Here is a 15875-nt window from a genome sequence, read left to right as displayed (position 1 = left end):
TGTTTTACATCCCCTTTGGTTTCATTACTTGTTGTGCTTTTTTATGGATAAACTGGTATGTCCTCAAGCCCTGTTCGCTCATCCCATCCAAAGAGCAAATTGGCATTTTGAATTGCTTGACCCGATGCTCCTTTAACCAGATTGTCGATAACAGAAACGATCGTTAGGCGGCCTGTTCGTTTATCCACATGCAAGCCTATATCACAGAAATTACTTCCTAGTACTTCTTTTGTTGAAGGTACCGTTCCCACAGGTCTAATTCTGACGAAAGGTTGATCTTGATAAAATTGTTTATATAAATGTACAGCTTCTTCTGTTGTTATATTTTCTTTTAAATTCACATAAATGGTGCACATGATTCCTCTCGTCATTGGTACTAAATGGGTCGTGAATGTAATCGTGATTGGGCTTCCACTTTCTTCTGAAAGAACTTGCTCGATTTCAGGAATATGTTGATGCGCACCTAATTTATAAGCTTTTAAGTTTTCATTTATTTCAGCATAATGACTTATTAAGGAAAGGCTTCTCCCTGCACCAGATACTCCCGACTTTGCATCAATAATGATAGATTTACAGTCTGCTAATTTTGTTTTTACAATTGGCAAAAGTCCTAATAAAGAGGCAGTCGGATAACATCCTGGATTAGCAATTAGCTCTGAATTTTTAACTTTTTCAGGGTAAATTTCACTAAGTCCGTAAGCCGCTTTCATTAAATAGTCCTCTGGAGCTGGTGAAATCTTGTACCATGCTTCATATTCACTTTGAGACTTCAGCCTAAAATCACCGGAGAGGTCTATACACTTAACACCCTTCTCTAAAATCCCTGGTACAAGGTTTTTACTTACACCAGATGGGGTTGCAAGAAAAACAAGATCTATATTTTCGCCTATGCAATTTACATCAAAAGTATCTAAAGAAGTTTCTATTAGATTGGATAAGTGCGGGTAAGAATCACTAATACTGTTTCCAGCCTGTGAGTTGGAAATAATCATATTAGCCTCCAAAATCGGATGCTTGTTGATTAATCTAATTAGCTCAATTGACCCATATCCAGTTCCTCCTATAATGGCTGCTTTCATTTCCTTCAACTCCTATGTGGCTCTTATAATGAATTATTATAAGTTTATATTCATAAATATGCAATATGATTCCGACTGATTTTCCAATAAAAATAGAAAATTATTAATTTCCATATTGGTAACGCTTACATTTATCATCCATAAATATACAATTAATATTCAACTAAAAAGGAGTGCACGCATGTATAAAAATAAAAAGAGCTGCCTTCAAAAAGGTGTTTATTATCCTTTTTGAAGCAGCTCTCAATAAATTATTTATTTAGGTCGCTCTATTTTTTTTATTATTTTACTACAGTAAAGTTTCCCATCATATAACCAGGTTGAGCCATTGACCAGTCTTTATTCTCTCCATCGCATGGTTTCATACAATTCCACATATATTTACCTGCTTTTGATGGAGTAAATTGAATAGTAGATACACTTGGACTTCCATCTTTTTTGCTAGGAGTAACTTCGAGATTCAATCCTAAATCTTTGTTGGTAACGGTATGAGAACCACCATCGAAATTATAAACGGTTAATTCAACTGGAACTTCTGCCTTAAGGGTCATGTCACCACCTGTAGCTGCATCATGAAGTTTTCCATCTGAACCAAGTTTGTAACCAGCATTCATAACCATTGATACATATTGGACTTTATTTGTTGCTGGTAAAACGGTAATTTTACCTTGCATATATCCTTGTTGTGCCATTGCCCACTGACCATTTCCACCATCACATTTATCAGCACAAAGCCACGTGAAGTCACCAGTTTTGTTAGGAGTGAAGGTAAAAGTTGTTTCTGCAGGTTCACCTTTTTTAGTTGAACCTTTGATTTGAACATTTAATCCTAAATCACCAGAAGTATAAGTATGTGTTCCACCATCATAGTTTAGGAAGTGTAATGTTACTGGTTTTCCTACTGTTAATTTAATATCTCCATTTATAAAAGCATCGTGCAATTTTCCATCTGGTCCTAATTTTGATCCTGGTTCAATAACAAGATATTGATTATCCGGAGTAGACTTTTGGACATCTTGTTTTGTACTTGATGAAGCGGCTACCGTCTTCTCTTTAGCTGATGTTGTCTTTGTACTGTCATTTGAGCTGCAACCTGCTAGCGAAAATGATAGAGCTGAAATCAATGCTAGTGCGATAGTTCCTCTTTTAACTATTTTATTCACAATCTTTCGCCTCCGAGCGAGAAGTTATTTAGTTCACTAAAGTAATATACTCCCGTTAACAAAAGGGGGTATGTGATAATTATCACGAATTATTGTGAACAATTATTGAACATGAATAAAAGGAATTTTTTACAAATGAAGGATAATAGGCACAAATACGTGATTTTGTCAACCACACTACTTGATAAGTAAAAACCCTTTAAAACCTCTAGAATAATATAAAAACATGAATTATTTGGAAAGGAATCAAAAATTTATCGTAAAATGTTCATAATATTTTTACAATTAAGTGAAATGGCATCCATAAATCTCTCAATACCAAATTTATTTGTTATATTTACAATGTAATAACAATATTAAACTTATAAAATAATTACAAAGGAGAGATTATCATGGTTGCCAAATGGTTACGAGAAAACACAATTGCCGCTGGAATTTTAACAGTTTTACGTTTATATTTAGGTTATTCATGGTTGACTGCAGGATTACACAAATTAACAGGTGAGGGTTTTGATACGACTGGATTTTTAAAAGGTGCTATTGCCAATCCGGTTAAGGGCCCTGATGGAAGTATGGTTTACGGCACATATGTTGGGTTCTTAAAAGACTTTGCAGTACCAAATGCTCATATCTTCAACACAATAGTTCCTTTAGGAGAGTTTTTAGTAGGTTTGGGACTTATTCTTGGATGCTTAACAACGGCAGCAATGTTCTTCGGACTCATCATGAATTTTGCATACGTCATGGCAGGAACTATTTCTACTAATCCAATGGATATCCTTCTAGGTGTTATTATTCTCTTCGCAGGTTACAATGCTGGTAAATTTGGATTAGATCGTTGGGTCCTTCCGTTCATCAAAAAAACTGTCTCAAAGCAAAAAGAACCATTTAGACAAAACGTTTAAGTTTAAATAGTTAAAGCGCCTCAGCAAGAGGCGCTTTTTTCATTTATAATAAAGTTCTTATGTATAAAAATTATTATCTTCATTCCCTTTATCAATCGATTCTCGATTCTCAAACCAATCATTAATTTGTGTGAGAATAGAAAATACTAGAAAGAAATTCATAGCCCAAACGTTAATAAAAGGGGCAATTCCACCGTACTCAATTGTTTGATAGCCTTTTAAATGCATAACAATCAGAGATTCAAAAATAAGAAGAAGAAAACCAAGTATTCCAGCTATTGAGGCTCTAATCATTTCATAACCCTCCCAGATTATTCTTCAACCATTTTTTTGAACATCCACCATAATTATATTCTAAAAACCAAACAAAATCTTCTATCTTTAAATATTATTTTTTAAAAGGTGGGAAAATTCCAAAAATATAAAGAAAACTCGCCGATTGGTTACTTACTTTAATGTATTAACAAAGAGAAACTTTCTTATAAGCAAATATAAAGAGAATACATCTCTAAAAAGGAATGGAATTCGATCTGTTATAGTGAAAGGTGGGACTTAACTTTCATTCGAAATCTTGTTATTATAGTAGAAAAGTAAACGAGCAAAAATAGGAGTGGAATACATGAGTGTACATAAAGCTCTCACGGAACATGCTAAAAAGCAAAACAAAAAATTCACTGACTTTTTAGCCCTTGATCAAAGAAGAGAAGAATTTATTTCAGAGGCAATTGAATTATGTAAGCAAGGAAAAGATTTTTCAACGGAAAAAATTAATTATGTTACAAATCAGATCAATAATCTTGCTGAACAAGTATGTGTACCGACACGTAAGCTAGTTACGCCTGATATGGTTCATGAATATGTTTTAACATTAAAATAAGTTCAATTTAAAGAAGCAGGAGAGCCTTAATAATAGGTTCCTGCTTTTTCTCTATCTGAAAAAATCCATTAAAATCTCCGCAACTTTAGCTGGTTCTTTCTCATCTGGTGAACTATGTTCAAATCCACCTAAAGACAAATTCTTTTTAAAAATGTACTTTTTTTTGTAAGCAATTAATTTTCTAACCGAATGATTGGTTCTATAGGGTTATGAATATAATCCTCAAAGCCGATTATTACCCCTTTTTTTATATTAGATAATTGAATTTGTTCTCCGACCTTTAAGATATTAGTTCTGTCAATAAAAATACGAATGATGGCTGGATCAATTTTTACTCCTCTTTGATTCCAAAGCTCCTTAATGGCCTCGAAACTCATAATACTCTTTTCTTTCACATAACCGCCAACTAATTCATCATAATGCTGGGCAATCGAAATAATTCTTCCATACAGATGAATCTCTTCTCCTTTTTTCCCTAAAGGGGACCCTATCCCATCATATTGCTCATGATGGTCATATACACCAAAGATAACTGATTTTTTTCGACAATAAGCTGAAGACGAGAGGATTTCGATAGATTTCTTTAAATGGTCTATTATTTTCTTTTCAGACTTTCCATTATTCAAGTATGCAGCAAAATCCTCTTTACTAAACTCAGTGAATCCTATATCGGCAAACAATGAAGCCAATGTTAGATCAATCATTTCTTCATCACTAAGCTCTAAAGTTAATCCAATCATAAATGTGATAAATGTACTATTTATACTATGTAGTAAAAGAACATCGTGGAAATCATTTACCCTGTTGTACAATGCTTGCAGAGAATTATCACTTTTGAGTAAATCATTTAGCTTTCGATTAATAGTCTCCGCTCGACTTAGGATCCGAGGTGAATCAATAATTGTTTCTAATTGGTTCCCGATTGGAATAGATAATTCTAATCCAAGGCTTTCTAAGAAATTAATCTTGTGATTATGAGTATCAAATTCTACATTTGCACGTATCGTATTTTTATCTTCAATATAAAGTTTCAATGACAAGTGATTGTGGATAAACTGCTGATGTATCTCTACAATTTTCTCAACTTCAACGAGATAAGCATTACTCTGTTCTATCTTTTTAATTAAAAATTCATTTAGGTTTTCAGCTGATTCAACCACAATAAATGGATAGTACGCTGGAAATTGTTTTTTTAGATGCATAATCACAGAATTTGTAAGAACTTTAAACTTCTTTATAAACAATAATCCATCCGATCGAAAAACAGGATGCAAGACGATATCCCCAGAAATTAATTCTGAACACTTTTTAGTTACATATAAATTCACCATTATGTGACTCCTCCCTGTTCATCCTTTTCTATATATGGGAATTAGCACCAAGAACCTTCCGAAGTTCTGCAGTTAGTTGCTCTGTTAATTTAGGGCGTCCGTGGAAGGCGGCAGGTGTATTTTGAAAAACAGCTATATACCATCTACTTTCCTTCTTCATCGCAACAATTGTTTGTACCGAATTGATAGCAGGGTTAATATCAGAATGACCATGGGGTACCATTCCTGCTTCAGCACGGAGAACAGCCACATCATTTGATAGAAAACGTACTTCTCTAATGATTCCCACATAAGAGCCTGTTGGATGATCAATAAATATCTGGCTAAGTACAGCATCCATTTCTATTTTCCCATTCATTTGACTCCCATCAAAACCAATCATATTACCGTCTTCTGAAAAAAGATTAGCCATTTGACCAGCATCCCGATTGTTCCACCCTTGGATAAAATCCTTATATAGTGTTCTCACCAGATTTTCTTCAATAGAATGAAAATTTCCGTTTGTATTCAAGCTAAACACACCCTTCTTTATAGAAATTTAAATCCAAATTTTTCGAATTATAGTCGATAACCATATTGTTAAATAAGAATAAACATATGTAGTAGAAATAAGACCGTAAATACCATAGCCATTATGCGGTGAAATTTTTTACGGAATCCACTAGCTTTTTTATGCCGTAAATATCCAGCTAGTAATGTAATTGATAGTAGTGTAAATGCCAAGTAACCAGTCAACATTTTTATATGAGTAAAACCAATCAATGGGGCAATAGTAAATAAATTAATTAATACGTGTCCAAGAATGATAATAGTTCCTGTAACTGCAATTTTAATATGCCATTTCATGAATTGTCTTGAAAATTTCGCAAGAAGGATCTTTATCTTCCTTTGTGAGGTTTTTCGAATAACAAGAAAAATGAAATACATATTTACATTTATTAAGAAAAGAATCATTGCAATTTGTGCTAACAACTGGCTTGTTACAATTAAAGAGCTATCATGTGGACGAAAGAACCAAATATATACCATTGAACCGACAATGAGAAAAAAGTTTAGGATCGTCCATATCCTGTGGTACATAGAAATCACCCATTTCTTTTTGTTATAAAAACTAACCATGCTTCCTTTCATAATACTATAATAATTATTTTAATAAAACTAATTGATTTTCAAATTTTCGGAAATATTAGGTAATTAGGAAATAAAAAAAGAGCCACAGGTACACCCTGCTTGCCCTCCTTAATTGAACCAAATATTTTATACTGTTAAAATTCCGTAATTATAGTTTTCTAATTGATAATATTGACTTTTTTTATAATTATCTCTATATTTTCGGAGTTTACTACCGCTAATTAGGGCAATCTTTCATATTTCTTATATTCACCACATGAAACCACACACCAGATTTCTTCTCAATCTTCTCATTTATCGCCTGTTTATAAACAACAATAAAACAGGTTGAGGGTCCTGATGATTTCCTCATATCTATCTCACTATTAACACATAAGGATTGTTCAGCAAACAGCAACTCTAGTTCAACTAAAACTCCTTTTGATCCTACTGGTAGAACAGCCATAACTTCTTCTTGTTCACAAAACCATTGAAATAATTCAAGGGGTGCAATCTCATCTTTTTGGTCAATTACTTCACTTCCAACAAGTGGTCTTCCAATAATCGCAACTTTTAACTGATTGGCATCAGTGATAGATTGCTCCTCTTTCTTTCTTCTTTTTCCCAAAACTGTCATGCCTACAACTGATTGCATGAGAGTGAAGTTAGTTTCAGTGCTTCCTGTAATCGGTAGTTCGTTTATACCAAGTTCCTTCATTCCTTTTTTGACACCCACCATCAACAAAGGCCATGCATTATTGCCACAAAAATTTTGGATAACAACAGAAAAGGGGACTGCACCCGCAGCAACACATTCCATCCACGCAACTCGAAAGCTGTAATAGGCAACCATTTCATATGAGGCAGGAACAGCATCTAATGGCTTCATTCCAATTGCACCACTATTATCGCAAGCAATGATAATTTCATCATCACCAAAAGGAATTACCGCTACATCTCTTTTCATGTTAATTTACCTTTACTGAGCTTGATTCAACCATTTTTTTAAATCTTGGAATCAGAATCAATGCAAGAAAAGCATTAAAGGAAGCTCCAACTAGTAAAGAAGGTAGAATAGTAAAATAGAAGCCTTCACCCATCGTAAATAAAAACGGCAATGGAGCTAGGAAACTATTGCTTATAACAAAGAAAATACCCGCAAGTATTCTTTTGCTTGATTGATAGAAAACACCAAAGAACCACACAATCACAGCCATTTCGACTGCAATGACCAAATGCATTGGACCCAATGGAAAACCTGCTATAAGGGCTGATACTAAATGTCCAAATCCTGCAACAATTGATCCCATTCTCTTTCCAAGCAATACAGCCGCAAGAAGAGCTGGGAATACATCGAGCGCAATACTTCCGATAAAGGCTGGTATTTTTATTGATGCACCAATTACAGATAAAGCAATAAACAATGCAAGTAAACTTAATTTTTTAGTGGACATTTGTTATTGCTCCTTTCTCTTTCCTCCACTGAAAACAATAGCACTCCGGATATACTCGATATCCTTCACATCCATTCGGGAATTGATAATCCTTGCCAGCGCAAAGAAATAATCCGAAAGACGGTTTAAATATTTTAATGTTACCGCTGGAACTGTTGAGTCTTGCTTCATTAATCCGACAACTAAACGTTCTGCCCTTCTTGTAATGGTACGGGCAATATGAATAGAAGCAGCTGGTTTTGCACCACCAGGTAAAATAAATCGATCCACTTTTGGAGCTTCCTCAATAAATTGATCGATTCTCTCTTCTAAATAAGTAATTGTTTCGTCCATCAATTTCATTTCACGTTTTTTAGAAATATTTGCTAAGTCTCCACCACAATCAAACAGTTCATGCTGGATTTTTTCTAAATCCTCTAAGACATCTAAAAATTTCTCTTCATCAAGTTCAGCCATTGCTTGACCCACAAAGCAATTCAATTCATCAACAGTACCATAGGCTTCAACGCGAATATCGTCCTTATCGACACGGCCACCAATTAAACTTGTTTGTCCTTTATCACCTGTTCTTGTATAAATTCTCATATTCAATTCCTCCAATTTCTTTTTTTAAAAAACTCCATTCCTACTTGTTACTTTAATTGCTTCTGAATCCCATACCAAACCAAATCAAATCGATTACTGTTTTTCACTAAGTCCTGGTAAAACCAGCCTGTTGTATCACGCCACATTCTACTATTTTGATCCATTGGCACAATTCCTTTCGAAATATCCGTGCCAATAATCACTAACTTTCGTTCAATATTCCCTTGTTCCCAACTTACCCAATTCTGAATAAGTTTTCTTCCCATTTCGCGATGGTTAGCTGATGGATAATCTTCAATCAAACCAAAAATCCACTGTTCTACTCCTTCTAAAATGATGAGCTGCTCATTAAAAACAGATAGATCCTCTGGATATTTCCCCTCTTTATAGGCAGATATCCACCGAAAATGTTTACAAATATTCAACTGATAATATTCTCTTACCCAAGCTGACTTTCCATTATAGGCACCGCCTGTAATGATATGCATGTCTCTGCCCTCCTAAAACCATCTTTCGTCCAAACAACCTGATGGCCACCACCATATGGGACTCTCCATTCAAAAAAAGCTCTTTTTTGCGGAGAAAAAGTGGAAAGCAAATAGCGAATCACACCTCCATGGGTGATAATCACTACATCTGACACACCCATTTGGAGAATCTGATTTTTCACTTTCCTAAAACCCTTTTGAACCCTCAAACAAAACTCCTCAAATGATTCTCCACCATCTGGACTACCTGAAAAGGGATCGTTTATCCATTTCTGATATGATTCTATACCTTTTAATTCTTCATACGTTTTACCTTCCCAACAGCCAAAATGCATTTCTCTCAGTTCTTCAATAGGCCATACTTTTTTAGTAGGAAATAGGATTTTCGCTGTCTCTTGGCAACGAGTTAGATCACTAGAAAAAACAAGATCCGCTGTAGGTAACTTCCCTTTTAAATAAAGCAAACTTTCTCTCCCTGATGGACTTAGCGGTGAGTTTGTCCATCCAATATAGGCTGATTGTTCATTCTCTACTGTCAACCCATGCCGTAATAATGAAATAACCACACGATCATCCATAAAAAACCTTCCACTCCTTCTATTGATGCACCCACAACATCACCTGTAATCCCGCCAAACCAATTCATCACTTTTTTTCGTAAAAATAGAAAGGAGAAGATTGTTGCACTCAGCATGCACATCACCATATTGATACTTTCTCTTTGCCATATCCATAATAGAATCAACCCTATGGCAATATAAAAAGGGTATATCCACAAAGTTGTTCGCTTACAGGATTGCTGGAATAGATATCCTAATCCCTCTTTCTTAGCGGGGGGTACAAGTGTTACAACCATCCCCATCAATATTTTGCTAAAGAATGGGATAAAGATAATCAGAATATAGGAAAGAACTTCTATCTTCATAATGATTTCATATATAAATAGGAATCTAGCACCTAACAGCACGATTACACTAATGACTCCGAAGGCCCCTGTCCGTGGGTCTTTCATGATCTCCAGCCTTTTTTCCTTATCACGATAGGAAAAAAAGGCATCACTGCAATCGATCCAGCCGTCAAGATGGATTCCCCCGGTTAACACAATCATGCAAAGCCATAATGCAAATGCAATCGCTAGCTGCGAAAGGCTTGTCCAATGAAGCAGACTATACAATAGACCAGCATAGATACTTCCTTGTAACCATCCCAACAAGGGAAAGGTCTGAATTGCTCGCTCCAAATTATTTTGGGTAATCTGCACCTCTTTTCGAATGGGGATAGAGGTAAAAAATTGCAGATTCATAATCAATCCAAATAGAGTAGATTTCATGATTTTTCCCACTGTGAAATGATTCTTTTAACTTGATTCCAATCGAGGTGTTCTTTCACCATATCCGCCAAATCATCAAATCGTCTGTCCTTTAATGATTGTAATGAAACAATTTCCCTCATCTGAAGCTCTTTCATCGCACGAATTTTATTCAACCAATGGCTTCGCCATTCATCATTATGAAAAAGATGATGTAAATACGTACCAATAATTTGGCCATCAAACGCATAGTACCCATCCGTTTCTCCATCTTCACAGAGAATAAATGGAGATACTGTTGCAAATGCATCATATTCTGTTTTCCCTAAATGGATTTCGTACCCTTCTAATGAAATTCCCTCAATCCGAGTTAGCGGATGAAGATTGCCTGAAACTCTTGTTGTTATTTTTTCTTGATGGAAAATAGTTTTTGCCGGGATTAATCCCAGACCTTGAACAACCATATTTGCTGTCCCTGTATCTGTACCAGCAAGATCCACCAGCTCTTTACACATCATTTGGTAACCACCACAAATCCCAACAATCATCCCACCCTCAACTACATAAGAGCGAATGGCTTTTACAAGCCCTCTGTCCTTTAAAAATTGCAAATCAGTAATCGTACTTTTCGTCCCCGGAATAATAAGCGCATCAGGATGGCCAAAGTCCTCGGCCTTTTCTATCCATTTGATGGATACATCCTCCTCATACAGGAATGGTTCAATATCACTGTAATTTGAAATAAAGGGAACTTTCACAACCCCAATTTCAATACTTCTTTTCGGTTTAGAAGAAAAACGTTCCGCAATAGATAGAGAGTCCTCTCCTTCAATCATATGGTCCATATAAGGAATCACACCTAGAACAGGTACTCCTGTCTTTTCTTCAATCCACCGAACTCCCTCTTCAAACAATGATTGGTCCCCTCGAAATTTATTAATGATAATCCCTTTTACACGATTTCTTTCCGGGGGAGTCAGCAATTCCAGTGTTCCAACGATACTTGCAAACACCCCACCCCTATCGATGTCTGCCACAAGTACGACAGGGACTCCTGCTAATTCTGCAATCTTCATATTAACAAGCTCTTTATCTTTTAAATTAATCTCTACCGGACTACCAGCACCTTCCATGACAATCACTTCATAGCTTTCACTAAGCCTACTTAATGAGTTCATAATAGTAACTAACCCTTTTTCATAATAAGTATCCCGGTAACTTTTCCCCGATAAAGTACATATCGCTTTACCCAGTAACACCACTTCGGACTGAAGATCTGATCTTGGTTTTAATAGGATGGGGTTCATCCAAATAGAGGCATCCGTTTTTGCCGCTTCTGCCTGAATTCCTTGGGCACGACCTATTTCTTTACCATCCATTGTTACATAGGAATTATTGGACATGTTTTGCGACTTAAACGGAGTCACTTTTACCCCTTCATTTGCCAACAGGCGGCAAATAGCGGTTGTGATCAAACTTTTTCCAACATCTGAAGCTGTTCCTTGAATCATGATTCCTTTCACCTAACACTACCTCCCTTCATCAAGACAGGAATACCTGCCTCTACTACATAGGCCCTTGATGCCTTTTTGACAAATTGTTGGTGAAGATATCCTAATAATCGTCCATATGTTTGCACAAGTGAACGATCGATTATTTGCTCATTTAGTACTTCATTGGAAACAATAACTAGGGCTTTGCTGTTTTCTCTAATATCATCAATCCCTTTTAAAATAGACTGGATGACTAGTTCTTGATGTTCCTTATTGTTCCATGAACTTTCCAAATATCTATCTCGAAATAATTCATTTGATAATAAAATGGTTAAACAATCTAATAAAACAATATCTCCCGTTTGAAAAGACGGGGCAATACTCCTTAAATCAAGGGGACATTCCCAGGTTTTCCAGTGAACACCGCTTTCTTCCCTTTGTTTCTTATGGAGATTTATTCTATTTTTCATTTCATGATCTAACGGCTTACAGCTAGCAATATAATGAAGATTCCCACCACAATCGCTAGACAAATTGCTTACGATCTTCTCGGCAAATGTACTTTTCCCACTTCTGGCACCACCTGTGATAAAAATTAGTGTCTGCTCTTCCATTCTCGTAATGCCTCCAAAAGCAAATCATTCTCTTGTCGCTGTTTAATCGCAAACCGAAGCCATCGTCCTTGTAATCCTAAATAATTAGCCGTATGTCTTGGGACAAAGCCTTTTTTTAATAAAAAAAGAAACAAGGGCAGCTGCTGGTCTAGCAAAGGATCTCGGAGTAAATAAAAGTTCACCTTACTATCGGATAGGAGATATCCATCATCCTTTAATGCTTTGACCACCCGATTTCGTTCACCTTTTATAAATAAACGAGTTTTGTTCACATGATCTTCATCGCTTAAACATTCTTTTCCAGCTAATAAAGCTAAAGTATTGACACTCCACTGTGGCTGATAGCTTTTTAATTCCCTGATAATCGATTGATTTGCCATTAAATAGCCCAACCGCAGTCCAGCAATGGAATACATTTTGGTTAAGGATCGAATAACAATTAAATACTCATTATTTTTGATGAGTGGTGCCAACGTTTGGCTTTCATCAAGGAAATCATAGAAGGCTTCATCCACAATCATGAAACATTGCTGTTGTTGACAGACCTTCAATATATCGAGTAGTAGGGATTCAGAATAAACGATACCCATCGGATTATTAGGATGGCATAGAAAAAGGGCATCCGACTTTTTAATTTTTGAAGTTAATAGCTTAACATTCAATTCCCAGCTACCTTCTTGAAGGACCATATGTGAAATATGACATCCGTATGCCCTGCACATTTGTTCATATTCAGTAAAAGTTGGTTGAATAAGCAAAACCCGCTTCCCTAAAAGCATTCGAGCTAATAATGTAATAAGCTCTGCTCCACCATTTCCTAATAGGATTGATTCTTTTGGTAGCTTTTCTTTTTCATAAAGTATTTCTACTAAATCTCTTCCCTCTGGATCTGGGTAGTCTTCAATATAACCCAGCCACTGTGGCCAATTTCTTTTTAATGAGTCTGGCGGTCCAAATGGGTTAAGATTCACACTAAAATCAATGATTACCTTTGGCATTGGAAGCTGAAGAGATTGATATACATATTGGGGATTAGATCCATGCAAAGGCCAATTCAATCGTGATTCCTCCTAAAACCATTAACAATAAAAAAATAAACACGGTTCTCTTCATTATCGTGATGGTTTCCAAAATATGTTTCATCTGCAGTCTATCTAATGGGTCTCCCATTAAAGCACGGAACGACTTTCTTCCATTGTATATATTTATCCCGCCAAGCTGGATCCCTAGAAGGGAAGCAACAGCTGCTTCACCCCAGCCACTGTTTGGGCTTGGATGTTTCCGTGCATCACGCAAAAGAATGGACCAAGCCATTTTTGTCGTTACTTTTTTCGGCTTCATCACTTGCATCATCACAAATGCTGTTATTCTGCTTGGTAGCCAATTCAAGACATCATCAAATTTTGCAGAAGTTAATCCAAACGCCTCATACTTTTCATTACGGTAGCCAACCATGGAATCACATGTATTAATCACTCGGTAAACAAGAGCAAATGGCGCACCCCCTATTAAACTCCAAAAGAGTGGGGCAGTAATCCCATCACTTATATTTTCCGCGACCGTTTCGACCGTTCCTCTCACAATCTCTTGCACTGATAGATTTTCCGTATCCCGTCCAACAATATACGATAACTTCTTTCTTGCTTCTTGAAGACGATTGGCTTGTAAGGGCCGAACCACTTCCATCGCAGCCTCTTCTAAACTCTTTTGAGCAATTGTTGTCGAAATCAAGACAGCCTCTATTATCATTCCAACTAAAGGATGAACATGATAGAAAAATGAAACCATCCCAAAACTTATGCTAAAGACGATGACAACCAAGAGAACAACCATAATGGTTCCTTTATATTTTCGGTTCAACCCTTTGTTCCAATGAACATCAAAAAAACGAATCATTTTTCCAAACCATTTAACTGGATGTGGCCAGTTCAGTGGGTCACCTACAATCAAATCAATAAAATAAGCGAAAACAATTGCAGCTATATGGTAGCTCATATGGTCTGAATCCTTTTAAAGTAATTGGTAAGAGCCTGTTTTGTACATTGATAGACTCCTCTTCCAACAAGTCTTCCTAACGGCGTAATCGTCCCTCCAAAAGGGAGTACCATCCCTTTTTGGGTGGCAGCAATTAAAATACTGTCTGTCGATGTTCCTGTTGCTAGCGTTCCTGATAATGGATCAAGAATATTTCGTTCTTGAAGAGCTTTTACCTTTGCCTCTGTCGCTGTCATAATACATTGAATAAAGGCCTCCTCTGTTAATTCACCATTAACAAATACCCATATATTTATGGTTCCTGGTGAAGGGATAAATGCAGACCTCTGCCCATTAGTAGCATCCACAGCATTGCTTACTCCAGCTGTGACGACAATCAATGTGGAAAAACTATCCTCTTCAAAAAACTGATAGGAAACATCCTCCAATTGAACAGCTGTCATCATTCCAACAGTTTCATTTGGGTCAAACTCTCTAATTTTTAAATATTCCGTCATTTCACGTTTGTGATCTTGGCAGTGATAGTCTTTTCCTACGTGGCGATTGACAAATGTTCGATACCATCCTAACCCAGAACCCGTTACACCAGATGACATCGTTCTTATTAGGATTGGCGATTCAAGTGTAATCATTTCTTTTGAAACGCGCAAAAGCCCTTCATGAATACCGCAATCAACGACATCACTGTTTTGTCCTTCAGGAACAAACATCATCTGCGGCTTCGGAACTTTAGGATGTGGATATTTTTCAATTTTTGTCCTATAAACAGATTGAATTCTTTCTTCCTTCAGTACCTCATTAGGTTGATGATTGATTTCCATCTTACCTTTATGTAAAAGCAACAGCTTATCACAATAAAGACCTGCCAAATTTAGATCATGGAAAATGGATACAACCGTTAATCCCTTTTCTTTTGTCCATTTCTTCAATAAATCTAGTAATTCTTTTTGGTAGGACAAGTCAAGATGGTTTGTTGGTTCATCCAATAGGAGGATCTCAGGTTTCTGTGCTAAAGCTTGGGCAAGAAAAACTCGTTGACGTTCTCCACCTGAGAGTTCGTCCAGAAGAGAATCCTGATAATTCTGGACTCTAGTCATCTCCATAACTTCTTGAACAATCTTTTCATCTTCTTTACTAAAGGATTGAAACCACCCACTTTGATGGGCATATCTTCCCAATGAAACCGTTTCTTTCACGGTGTAGCCAAATGTTTGTGATGTATGCTGGGGCAGAACCGCTGTAAGTTTGGCAAAGTCCTTTGTTGAATAGGCTGAAATCGTCTTGCCCTTAATCGTTATGTCACCTTTTTGCACTGGTAGGATGCCACTGATCATTTTTAAGAGTGTTGTCTTACCGCTCCCATTTGGGCCAATGATTCCAAGAAGCTCCCCTTTTTTCACTTCAAAGGAAATGTCCTTAAGAATGGGATGATTTGAATATCCCCCTGATGCACGGATAACATCAATCATATC

General features: G+C 36.3%; 19 protein-coding genes. 2 read left to right on the top strand and 17 right to left on the bottom strand.

The features are described 5' to 3' along the window. Positions 1-41: 41 nt before the first annotated feature. Both argC and RCG20_RS14600 read right to left on the bottom strand, forming a co-directional pair. Complete coding sequence (gene argC, locus RCG20_RS14605) at positions 42-1079, bottom strand: N-acetyl-gamma-glutamyl-phosphate reductase (RefSeq protein ID WP_308180858.1); 1038 nt, start codon at positions 1077-1079, stop codon at positions 42-44. Between the two features lie 281 nt (positions 1080-1360). Further along, positions 1361-2242: a cupredoxin domain-containing protein gene (locus tag RCG20_RS14600; RefSeq protein ID WP_308180857.1), complete on the bottom strand. Its 882-nt coding sequence runs from the start codon at positions 2240-2242 to the stop codon at positions 1361-1363. A gap of 392 nt (positions 2243-2634) precedes the next feature. Here RCG20_RS14600 and RCG20_RS14595 point away from each other — a divergent pair, with 392 nt between their 5' ends. Continuing rightward, complete coding sequence (locus RCG20_RS14595) at positions 2635-3147, top strand: DoxX family protein (RefSeq protein ID WP_308180856.1); 513 nt, start codon at positions 2635-2637, stop codon at positions 3145-3147. Positions 3148-3204: 57 nt separating this feature from the next. Here RCG20_RS14595 and RCG20_RS14590 read toward each other — a convergent pair whose 3' ends face one another. Beyond that, on the bottom strand, positions 3205-3441 hold the full coding sequence (locus tag RCG20_RS14590; protein WP_308180855.1) for a hypothetical protein: 237 nt from the start codon (positions 3439-3441) through the stop codon (positions 3205-3207). A gap of 325 nt (positions 3442-3766) precedes the next feature. Between RCG20_RS14590 and RCG20_RS14585 the strand changes: the two genes are divergently transcribed. After that, positions 3767-4024, top strand: a complete 258-nt coding sequence (locus RCG20_RS14585; protein ID WP_308180854.1) for a DUF2533 family protein — start codon at positions 3767-3769, stop codon at positions 4022-4024. 173 nt (positions 4025-4197) lie between these two features. Here the strand turns inward: RCG20_RS14585 and RCG20_RS14580 are convergent, their stop codons facing one another. The 14 genes from RCG20_RS14580 to RCG20_RS14515 form a co-directional block, all read right to left on the bottom strand. Further along, positions 4198-5355 carry an HD-GYP domain-containing protein gene (locus RCG20_RS14580; RefSeq protein ID WP_308180853.1) on the bottom strand — a complete coding sequence of 386 codons (1158 nt, stop codon included), beginning with the start codon at positions 5353-5355 and terminating at the stop codon, positions 4198-4200. A 28-nt stretch (positions 5356-5383) separates the two neighbouring features. Next, positions 5384-5866 carry an SgcJ/EcaC family oxidoreductase gene (locus tag RCG20_RS14575; RefSeq protein ID WP_308180852.1) on the bottom strand — a complete coding sequence of 161 codons (483 nt, stop codon included), beginning with the start codon at positions 5864-5866 and terminating at the stop codon, positions 5384-5386. A 68-nt stretch (positions 5867-5934) separates the two neighbouring features. Beyond that, the gene (locus tag RCG20_RS14570) at positions 5935-6435 is read right to left on the bottom strand and encodes a hypothetical protein (protein WP_308180851.1); all 501 of its coding nucleotides are present in this window, start codon (positions 6433-6435) and stop codon (positions 5935-5937) included. A 268-nt stretch (positions 6436-6703) separates the two neighbouring features. Continuing rightward, a complete protein-coding gene (locus tag RCG20_RS14565) occupies positions 6704-7432 on the bottom strand; it encodes an LPXTG cell wall anchor domain-containing protein (protein WP_308180850.1) in 729 nt (242 codons plus the stop codon). A 1-nt stretch (position 7433) separates the two neighbouring features. Beyond that, complete coding sequence (locus tag RCG20_RS14560; protein ID WP_308180849.1) at positions 7434-7919, bottom strand: ECF transporter S component; 486 nt, start codon at positions 7917-7919, stop codon at positions 7434-7436. A gap of 3 nt (positions 7920-7922) precedes the next feature. Further along, positions 7923-8504 (bottom strand): cob(I)yrinic acid a,c-diamide adenosyltransferase, encoded by a 582-nt coding sequence (locus tag RCG20_RS14555; protein WP_308180848.1) that lies wholly within the window; start codon positions 8502-8504, stop codon positions 7923-7925. A 47-nt stretch (positions 8505-8551) separates the two neighbouring features. Continuing rightward, positions 8552-8992, bottom strand: a complete 441-nt coding sequence (locus tag RCG20_RS14550; protein ID WP_308180847.1) for a bifunctional adenosylcobinamide kinase/adenosylcobinamide-phosphate guanylyltransferase — start codon at positions 8990-8992, stop codon at positions 8552-8554. Continuing rightward, on the bottom strand, positions 8944-9570 hold the full coding sequence (locus RCG20_RS14545; RefSeq protein WP_308180846.1) for a histidine phosphatase family protein: 627 nt from the start codon (positions 9568-9570) through the stop codon (positions 8944-8946). The genes RCG20_RS14550 and RCG20_RS14545 overlap by 49 nt, the downstream gene beginning before the upstream one ends. Then, complete coding sequence (cobS, locus tag RCG20_RS14540; protein WP_308180845.1) at positions 9528-10322, bottom strand: adenosylcobinamide-GDP ribazoletransferase; 795 nt, start codon at positions 10320-10322, stop codon at positions 9528-9530. The genes RCG20_RS14545 and cobS overlap by 43 nt, the downstream gene beginning before the upstream one ends. Continuing rightward, positions 10319-11824, bottom strand: a complete 1506-nt coding sequence (locus RCG20_RS14535) for a cobyric acid synthase (protein WP_308180844.1) — start codon at positions 11822-11824, stop codon at positions 10319-10321. The genes cobS and RCG20_RS14535 overlap by 4 nt, the downstream gene beginning before the upstream one ends. Further along, entirely contained in the window at positions 11821-12408 is a 588-nt protein-coding gene (locus RCG20_RS14530) for a bifunctional adenosylcobinamide kinase/adenosylcobinamide-phosphate guanylyltransferase (protein WP_308180843.1), read from the bottom strand. The genes RCG20_RS14535 and RCG20_RS14530 overlap by 4 nt, the downstream gene beginning before the upstream one ends. After that, positions 12390-13466 (bottom strand): threonine-phosphate decarboxylase CobD, encoded by a 1077-nt coding sequence (gene cobD, locus RCG20_RS14525; protein WP_308180842.1) that lies wholly within the window; start codon positions 13464-13466, stop codon positions 12390-12392. Before cobD ends, RCG20_RS14530 begins: the two co-directional genes overlap by 19 nt. Continuing rightward, complete coding sequence (gene cbiB, locus RCG20_RS14520) at positions 13441-14403, bottom strand: adenosylcobinamide-phosphate synthase CbiB (RefSeq protein ID WP_308180841.1); 963 nt, start codon at positions 14401-14403, stop codon at positions 13441-13443. Before cbiB ends, cobD begins: the two co-directional genes overlap by 26 nt. After that, positions 14400-15872 (bottom strand): adenosylcobinamide amidohydrolase, encoded by a 1473-nt coding sequence (locus tag RCG20_RS14515; RefSeq protein ID WP_308180840.1) that lies wholly within the window; start codon positions 15870-15872, stop codon positions 14400-14402. The genes cbiB and RCG20_RS14515 overlap by 4 nt, the downstream gene beginning before the upstream one ends. Between the last annotated feature and the right edge of the window lie 3 nt (positions 15873-15875).

It is taken from the genome of Neobacillus sp. PS3-40 (assembly GCF_030915485.1).
Classification (GTDB): domain Bacteria; phylum Bacillota; class Bacilli; order Bacillales; family Cytobacillaceae; genus JAUZPL01.
This window is presented reverse-complemented; position numbering and strand designations above follow the sequence as displayed.

Coding starts and splice junctions, on each gene's coding strand:
- argC (WP_308180858.1), bottom strand. CDS start 1,079: ATGAAAGCAGCCATTATAGGAGGAACTGGATATGGGTCAATTGAGCTA.
- RCG20_RS14595 (WP_308180856.1), top strand. CDS start 2,635: ATGGTTGCCAAATGGTTACGAGAAAACACAATTGCCGCTGGAATTTTA.
- RCG20_RS14590 (WP_308180855.1), bottom strand. CDS start 3,441: ATGATTAGAGCCTCAATAGCTGGAATACTTGGTTTTCTTCTTCTTATT.
- RCG20_RS14585 (WP_308180854.1), top strand. CDS start 3,767: ATGAGTGTACATAAAGCTCTCACGGAACATGCTAAAAAGCAAAACAAA.
- RCG20_RS14580 (WP_308180853.1), bottom strand. CDS start 5,355: ATGGTGAATTTATATGTAACTAAAAAGTGTTCAGAATTAATTTCTGGG.
- RCG20_RS14570 (WP_308180851.1), bottom strand. CDS start 6,435: ATGTACCACAGGATATGGACGATCCTAAACTTTTTTCTCATTGTCGGT.
- RCG20_RS14565 (WP_308180850.1), bottom strand. CDS start 7,432: ATGAAAAGAGATGTAGCGGTAATTCCTTTTGGTGATGATGAAATTATC.
- RCG20_RS14560 (WP_308180849.1), bottom strand. CDS start 7,919: ATGTCCACTAAAAAATTAAGTTTACTTGCATTGTTTATTGCTTTATCT.
- RCG20_RS14555 (WP_308180848.1), bottom strand. CDS start 8,504: ATGAGAATTTATACAAGAACAGGTGATAAAGGACAAACAAGTTTAATT.
- RCG20_RS14550 (WP_308180847.1), bottom strand. CDS start 8,992: ATGCATATCATTACAGGCGGTGCCTATAATGGAAAGTCAGCTTGGGTA.
- RCG20_RS14545 (WP_308180846.1), bottom strand. CDS start 9,570: ATGGATGATCGTGTGGTTATTTCATTATTACGGCATGGGTTGACAGTA.
- cobS (WP_308180845.1), bottom strand. CDS start 10,322: ATGAAATCTACTCTATTTGGATTGATTATGAATCTGCAATTTTTTACC.
- RCG20_RS14530 (WP_308180843.1), bottom strand. CDS start 12,408: ATGGAAGAGCAGACACTAATTTTTATCACAGGTGGTGCCAGAAGTGGG.
- cbiB (WP_308180841.1), bottom strand. CDS start 14,403: ATGAGCTACCATATAGCTGCAATTGTTTTCGCTTATTTTATTGATTTG.
- RCG20_RS14515 (WP_308180840.1), bottom strand. CDS start 15,872: ATGATTGATGTTATCCGTGCATCAGGGGGATATTCAAATCATCCCATT.